This is a genomic window from Streptococcus australis, from assembly GCF_019930045.1.
Lineage (GTDB): Bacteria > Bacillota > Bacilli > Lactobacillales > Streptococcaceae > Streptococcus > Streptococcus australis_D.
On record NZ_JAHZQQ010000072.1, the window covers coordinates 1 to 6,463 of the forward strand.

Below are 6,463 nucleotides of genomic sequence, written 5' to 3' on the forward strand. Positions count from 1 at the left end.
TAGCTTACAGAACTGCTTGTGAAGCTCTAGAGGATGAGTTCAAGTAAATGTTGCACTTATTCTTGCAATTTATCATCATAAATTCATGAATATATTTAAGCCAATACCATTCAACATCAAGAAATGGGTCGGCTACCTGCTTCGTACATTCTTCACAGGGATCGCTCTCTTGATTTGTTTTCTCTTTTATTTTACTAATCAAGAAGAAAAAGAAATCCAACAGCAAATTTCTGGCTTTTATCAGGAAGCAGGATTTAAAGGAGACCTACATTTTAAAGCAGCTAAACTCCATGGGATGTCGACCAAATATGCTTATACCTATCAAGAAGGAGTTGAGGGAAAGACGGTTCAGTTTGATTTTCCCGATGCGACTCATCTATCAAAAGAAGAAACTGGGAAAAACTATGACACGGCAGGAGAACTGGCTCAACATTACAACAGTTGGTTAGTAGCCCCGTTTTTTGAAAGAGCCTTTACGGAATCTCAAGGATTTCAACAATTAAAGCAAGAGATAAAAAAGCGATTTCATCAACAAGGCCTCGAGGTAAGCGAGGTTCGTCTTCAGTTACCAAACCAAAATCCCGATTTTGAAGATCAATTGGCAAGAGACTTACTGGCTGCTGAAAAAATAGGAGAAACAGATCTTCGAGGGATTCTGACCTTGGATTATGCTACCTACCGCCAAATTAAGGGGTTTTCCTTTACCGTTACGGTAACTTCCCTCGCCAAAGAATTTGAAGGGAAGCACTTGGATGTATCCGGTCTTCCTTCTGGGAACTATGTGATTGAATCGGATTCCAAAGATGAAGGATCTTATTACTTTGAGATCGATTAAAAAATTTTTAATAGTGTCAAGTTTTTTTCTTGACAGGTCTATAAAATGTGTTATAATAGATCATGTGCTAAATAGCTTGTCTATTTCACCGAAAATTAAAATATAGAAAAGAGACTTATAAAAATGGCAGTTAAAATTCGTTTGACTCGTATGGGTTCTAAGAAAAAACCTTACTACCGTATCAACGTAGCAGATTCACGTTCACCACGTGATGGACGTTTCATCGAAACAGTTGGAACTTACAATCCACTTGTTGAAGAAAACCAAGTTACTTTGAAAGAAGACCGAGTTCTTGCATGGTTGGCTGATGGAGCTCAACCTTCAGATACAGTTCGCAACATCCTTTCAAAAGAAGGTGTCTTGAAGAAATTCCACGATTCTAAATTCTCAAAATAATCAAAAAGTAGGTTGATGTATGGATACGATTGAAAATCTTATTATTGCAATTGTGAAACCTTTGATTTCACAACCGGATGCCTTAACCATCAAGATCGAAGATACTCCTGAATTCTTGGAGTACCACCTTGACCTTGATCCTAGCGATGTTGGTCGAGTGATCGGTCGGAAAGGTCGCACCATTTCTGCGATAAGAACGATTGTCTACTCTGTCCCAACTGAAGATAAAAAAGTAAGAATCGTTATTGACGAAAAATAAAAGGCGGGACTCTGTCCCGTTTTTTTGTTGCAAGGAGAAGGAATGAGAGATTTAACAGTTAGACAACTAGAGGAATACTTACTTGATCATTATCAACAATCTAGAACAGAAGAAGGACTTTTTATCAAACTAGTGGAAGAAGTTGGAGAAGTCGCTGAGGTTTTAAATGGACGTTCAGGTAGAAAAGAAGGTGTCCAAGATTCAAACGAGGTATTGGCAAAGGAGTTGGCAGATATCATTCATTACACAGTGGCAATTGCAGCTATCAACCATATCGACCTAACGAAGACCATTTTTGAAAAAGACAAGAAGGCAGCCATCAAGTATCAGCATGAACAAGATTTGGAAGGCTTTTTAGCAAGAAAGTCCATTTGAGAAAATCTATTGAACGTGATAAAATAAAACCTAAGAATGTTAAGTGAATTGTTGTTTAGAAGGAGTTATTTTGATATGAACCGATTTGAAGTAACTACAAAGATTGGTTGTCTCTCTGTTACTTATAAAAAGGGAAATAAAATACTAGTTTGTTTAAATGGTGCTGGTTTGATACCAAGTTATGAAAATTTCCTACCAATCCTTGAAAAACTTCCTTCCTCAATAGGTTACTTAACGATTGATTTTCCGAATACAGGCAGGAGTCCGATTCATAGTCAAACAGGAATTAATTTGGACAATCTTGTTGAAGCAGTATTCGAAATCCTGAAAGGGTTGGAAATTTCCGATTATATACTTTGTGTTCATAGTTTAAGTGGTGTTTTGGCTTTAAAGTTACTGAGTAAACCAATTAAGTGTCAAGCTTTGATAGCAATTGAACCAACAACAAAAAATATAATGTTTGCTGATTTTTCAAAAAATCCTTATCCAGAAATGGAAGAGCAAATGAGGATGATTGAAGAATGTGGTCCGGAAAATTATTTTAAGGGACTAACTCATGCAACATTTGAACCTGAAACTGATAGACTGATTTGGGAATTGATGGAAGAAAAGGGCTTAGAATTGGAAAAGCAAGTTCCTGGATTTCAGATATCAGTAAATATTACCGCTGAAGATTTTGATAGTTTGACCTTAGCAGATAATATTCCTGTTTTCGTATTTTGTCAGGCGTACAGAGAAAAAGAGTACAGAGATTCAGAATATTGGAATTCAAATACGAAACTCATTCTAGGTGGAAACCACCACTATCTACACTGGTCAGAATCGGAAAAAATTGCAACTCTTATTAGAGAACTGTAAAGATAAATTAATTAAAAGAGGAATGTAGTGAAATCATGAATTATTTTAACGTTGGGAAAATTGTAAATACCCAAGGCTTACAAGGAGAGATGCGGGTCTTGTCTGTGACAGACTTTGCGGATGAGCGCTTTAAAAAAGGAGCAGAGTTAGCCCTCTTTGATGAGAAGGATCAGTTTGTCCAAACGGTGACCATTGCCAGTCACCGTAAGCACAAGAACTTCGATATCATCAAGTTTAAGGATATGTACCATATCAATGCCATCGAAAAGTTTAAGGGCTTTAGCCTCAAGGTTGCTGAAGAAGACTTGACGGATTTGGACGAGGGCGAGTTTTATTACCACGAGATCATTGGCCTTGATGTTTATGAAAATGACCAGCTAATCGGTCAGATCAAGGAAATCCTGCAACCAGGTGCCAATGACGTCTGGGTGGTCAAACGGAAAGGCAAACGAGACCTTCTCTTGCCTTATATCCCACCAGTGGTCCTCGATATTGATATTCCAGGTAACCGGGTGGATGTAGACATCTTGGAAGGGTTAGACGATGAAGATTGATATTTTAACCCTCTTTCCAGAGATGTTTTCACCCCTGGAGCACTCTATCGTCGGAAAGGCTCGTGAAAAGGGACTCCTTGAGATCAACTACCATAATTTCCGCGAAAATGCAGAGAAGGCGCGGCATGTGGATGATGAACCCTATGGTGGCGGGCAAGGGATGCTTCTACGTGCTCAGCCGATCTTTGATGCCTTTGATGCCATTGAGAAAAAGAATCCGCGCGTGATCTTACTGGACCCTGCTGGTCGGACCTTCGATCAAGCCTACGCTGAAGAATTAGCTCAGGAAGAAGAATTGATCTTTATCTGTGGACACTATGAGGGTTATGACGAGCGGATCAAGACCTTGGTGACAGATGAGATTTCTCTGGGAGATTATGTTCTGACGGGCGGTGAGCTAGCGGCCATGACCATGATTGATGCGACAGTCCGCTTGATTCCAGAAGTGATCGGAAAAGAGTCCAGCCACCAGGATGATAGTTTCTCGTCTGGTCTCTTAGAGTATCCTCAATACACACGGCCTTATGAATACCGAGGGATGACGGTTCCAGATGTCCTCATGAGTGGTCACCATGAAAATATCCGTCAATGGCGTCTTTATCAGAGTTTGAAAAAGACCTTGGAGCGTCGGCCTGATCTGCTAGAAAACTATGAATTGACAGCAGAAGAAGAGAAGATGTTGGAACAAATTAAGCAAGAAGACTAACAGCGGTAGCTGTTTTTCTTTTGCACTAAAATAAGAAAAAATCTTTCCCATCCTACTAGTTATTGGTAACAAAATGTGGTATCCTTATGAAGAGAGAACAGATATGAAAAAGTTTTGGTGGGGATTGCAATGGGCAAAAAAATAGGAAAATCAGTCTTTACAACGGGTGTCGCTGCGACAACCCTCTTTTCAGGTTTGGCTGGACATAAGGCGCAAGCAGAGGAGATCTCCCAGAAGGCTGCTGCTGATCAGCAGTCGACGGATGTGACTGGAATGGATTCAAGTTTTATGGATATGAATATCTTAAATGAACAGTTGTTAAAAGCTGAAAAAAAAGTAGAAGACCAACGTTTGCGCTTAAATCAAGCCCAATCTGAATACAATGTAGCCAAGTCTGGTCTTGAAGCTGCTGAAGCTAACTTACAGAATACTGAAACAAGGATTCAAAATTCCGATCAAAGCTCTATTGGCAAAACTGAAAATGAAGTTGCGGTTGCTGAAGCAGTTGTTACTTTAGAAGAAGAGAAGGTACGCCAGGCGACAGAAACCAATCACCAAGTCCGTTCTGCCATCAAGAATCAAGAGAATAAAATTGCTGCCCAACAATTGCTCGTTGATATCGCACGAAATGAATTGAGAAAAGCCAAACAACCCATCCAAAATGATGAGACAGTATTAGCCAACGCACAGCAAAAAGAGGAGCTGGCGCAAAATGAATTAAAAATAGCTCAAGCATTAGTAGTTAATCTGACAGAAACTCATGCCAATGTGCCTCAGGTCTTAAAGCAGGTTTCCAGTGAGATTGCTGGCGCACAGGAGAAAATTGAGCGACTAGCCCATCAAATTTCCCTAAAAGAAGTGGAGTTAGAACAGGTCCGTGAAGCGGCAATGCTAAGTCCCATCAATCTTCAACAGGCAAGCTATGAGACCTTACTTCATGAGTGGGCCAAAGCAGGTGACCATGATGCTGTCGAAGCCTTGTCTCTTTATAGCCGTAGGAGTGAAGAGGAGCAACTGGCAGGTGGAAAGGTCACTAGATTAGATAACGTCTTAAAAGCGTTAGAAATCGTAGATACGATTAATCTCTACCGTCGCCAGGCTGGTTTAGAGGAGCTCTTGGTAGATCCTTATCAATTGCCTGCTAGTCAACTTCAAACAGAGTATTATGTTAACCATCGAAAAGGCTTGTCCAGTTATCAAGAGAATGAGCATGTTGCTTGGGGCTATCGACCTAGAGAAGCGGTTGCCTTCTGGTATAGTGAAAAAGATCTTTATCGTCAATTAGCCAAGCAATTCGATTTACCGACGGATGAAAGTCAGCTAAATCCTAGTCAGATCTCCAGAAATGTGGGACCGGAGCTATTTGCTAAGGTTGGCCACTATGTCCACATGATGGGGAATCAATACAAGGCTATTTCAGTAGCCTATGATCCAGAATTAGATGTATCTCAAGTAGCTTTCTTTGAAAAAGGAAGCCCACTTTATACCAGTGAAGAACTGATCAAGTGGATGAGAAAAGTTGCCAATGCAAGGACGACAAAAGCAGATGTGAAGGCTGTAAAAAATACATTGGAGAGACTAAAGGTCGAAAAGATTAACCAAGAGTCTCGTATCAATATCCTTTCTGGTCATTTATTCGATGTTAAGAATTCTCTTGCAAGTCATGAGCAACTATTGGCGCGTGCACAACGTAACCTTGCTTCAGCGATAAAGAAATGGCAGGCTGCGTCGACAGAAGTCAAGGAAGCGGAAAACTCATTGGCAGTATCACGGGCTCGGATACAAGGCAGTATCAGCCCAAAAGAAGAAGCCTTGAAAACTGTTACTCTAGCATTAGAAGAAGATAAAAAGCAATTAGAAGCTTTACATAATGCAGCGAAAGAGACTGCAGATAAGATTGAAGGAGCACATGCCCAACTTCAAATCGCTCAAAAACAATTAACGCAAGCCAAAGGTCATCTAAAACTCTTTACCAATTCATCTGAACTGCTAGTTGATGCCCAGTCCTTGGTGGCTTCCGCAAAAGCTGAACTCGAAGAGAAAAAAGTAGAATTTGAAACAGCTTTTGCAAGTTTCATGGCTTATCAAAAAGAAGCTAGTGAGTTCAGGAGTCGGATAGAGAAAATTCAGTCAAATGAGGATGGAAACCAACCCATAGTAGCAGGAGAGGAAGAAGTTACTGATCAGGCCCAAGTTTCGTTACTGGCTTCTACTCAATCAGAAGATCACTTGCAAGACGAAGCTAACCTTGAGAAAGCTACTGGAAAAGACGAACACAGAAGTAAAAAGGGATTATCCAAATGGTTCCGAGGGCTTGGGTTTAAAAAAGATGAATAGTTGTTAAAGTGAGAGTGGGACAGTAATCGGTAATTCGTTAGAATTCGATTTCGTCGTCCCACCTCTGCACAGTTGAGTAGGGCTGTAAAAGCTGATGAAATCAGCGTAGTAGAGCCCACTCAACCACTGCGTCTTGCTCGATA

At 40.4% G+C, this 6,463-nt stretch carries 8 protein-coding genes; all 8 read left to right on the top strand.

What is annotated here, in order from left to right:
* Positions 1–85: 85 nt before the first annotated feature.
* The 8 genes from K1J10_RS09770 to K1J10_RS09805 all read left to right on the top strand — a co-directional run bounded on the left by K1J10_RS09770 (position 86) and on the right by K1J10_RS09805 (position 6,320).
* Positions 86–835, top strand: a complete 750-nt coding sequence (locus tag K1J10_RS09770; protein WP_223357161.1) for a hypothetical protein — start codon at positions 86–88, stop codon at positions 833–835.
* Positions 836–958: 123 nt separating this feature from the next.
* Complete coding sequence (rpsP, locus tag K1J10_RS09775; protein WP_006596292.1) at positions 959–1,231, top strand: 30S ribosomal protein S16; 273 nt, start codon at positions 959–961, stop codon at positions 1,229–1,231.
* A 19-nt stretch (positions 1,232–1,250) separates the two neighbouring features.
* A complete protein-coding gene (kphA, locus tag K1J10_RS09780; protein WP_003001620.1) occupies positions 1,251–1,490 on the top strand; it encodes an RNA-binding protein KphA in 240 nt (79 codons plus the stop codon).
* A 42-nt stretch (positions 1,491–1,532) separates the two neighbouring features.
* Positions 1,533–1,865, top strand: a complete 333-nt coding sequence (locus K1J10_RS09785; protein WP_107849268.1) for a MazG nucleotide pyrophosphohydrolase domain-containing protein — start codon at positions 1,533–1,535, stop codon at positions 1,863–1,865.
* A 75-nt stretch (positions 1,866–1,940) separates the two neighbouring features.
* Positions 1,941–2,723 (top strand): alpha/beta fold hydrolase, encoded by a 783-nt coding sequence (locus K1J10_RS09790; RefSeq protein ID WP_048716108.1) that lies wholly within the window; start codon positions 1,941–1,943, stop codon positions 2,721–2,723.
* Positions 2,724–2,758: 35 nt separating this feature from the next.
* On the top strand, positions 2,759–3,277 hold the full coding sequence (gene rimM / locus K1J10_RS09795) for a ribosome maturation factor RimM (protein WP_125329382.1): 519 nt from the start codon (positions 2,759–2,761) through the stop codon (positions 3,275–3,277).
* Positions 3,267–3,983: a tRNA (guanosine(37)-N1)-methyltransferase TrmD gene (gene trmD, locus K1J10_RS09800; RefSeq protein ID WP_003007469.1), complete on the top strand. Its 717-nt coding sequence runs from the start codon at positions 3,267–3,269 to the stop codon at positions 3,981–3,983. Before rimM ends, trmD begins: the two co-directional genes overlap by 11 nt.
* 129 nt (positions 3,984–4,112) lie before the next feature.
* Positions 4,113–6,320: a coiled-coil domain-containing protein gene (locus tag K1J10_RS09805; protein WP_223357163.1), complete on the top strand. Its 2,208-nt coding sequence runs from the start codon at positions 4,113–4,115 to the stop codon at positions 6,318–6,320.
* The last annotated feature ends 143 nt before the right edge of the window (positions 6,321–6,463 follow it).